Source organism: Pseudomonas sp. GW821-FHT04D07 (genome assembly GCF_059420225.1).
In genome coordinates, this window is the sequence record NZ_JBWKTH010000070.1 from 1 (window position 1) to 710 (window position 710).

Consider the following 710-nt stretch of genomic DNA (forward strand, 5'->3'; position numbering starts at 1 on the left):
TCAGGCTAAGGTAAAATTTGTGAGTGACTCTTAAGAGTTTTGCGAATTTTCGGCGAATGTCGTCTTCACAGTATAACCAGATTGCTTGGGGTTATATGGTCAAGTGAAGAAGCGCATACGGTGGATGCCTTGGCAGTCAGAGGCGATGAAAGACGTGGTAGCCTGCGAAAAGCTTCGGGGAGTCGGCAAACAGACTTTGATCCGGAGATGTCTGAATGGGGGAACCCAGCCATCATAAGATGGTTATCTTGTACTGAATACATAGGTGCAAGAGGCGAACCAGGGGAACTGAAACATCTAAGTACCCTGAGGAAAAGAAATCAACCGAGATTCCCTTAGTAGTGGCGAGCGAACGGGGACTAGCCCTTAAGTGGCTTTGAGATTAGCGGAACGCTCTGGAAAGTGCGGCCATAGTGGGTGATAGCCCTGTACGCGAAAATCTCTTGGTCATGAAATCGAGTAGGACGGGGCACGAGAAACCTTGTCTGAATATGGGGGGACCATCCTCCAAGGCTAAATACTACTGACTGACCGATAGTGAACTAGTACCGTGAGGGAAAGGCGAAAAGAACCCCGGAGAGGGGAGTGAAATAGATCCTGAAACCGTATGCGTACAAGCAGTGGGAGCCCACGTTGTTGGGTGACTGCGTACCTTTTGTATAATGGGTCAGCGACTTATTTTCAGTGGCGAGCTTAACCGAATAGGGGAG

The 710-nt window shown here is 49.2% G+C and carries 1 rRNA gene; it reads left to right on the forward strand.

Features of this window, described 5'->3' with window-relative positions:
- Positions 1–97 precede the first annotated feature (97 nt).
- A 23S ribosomal RNA gene (locus tag AC07T0_RS31730) occupies positions 98–710 on the forward strand; the annotation flags it as partial.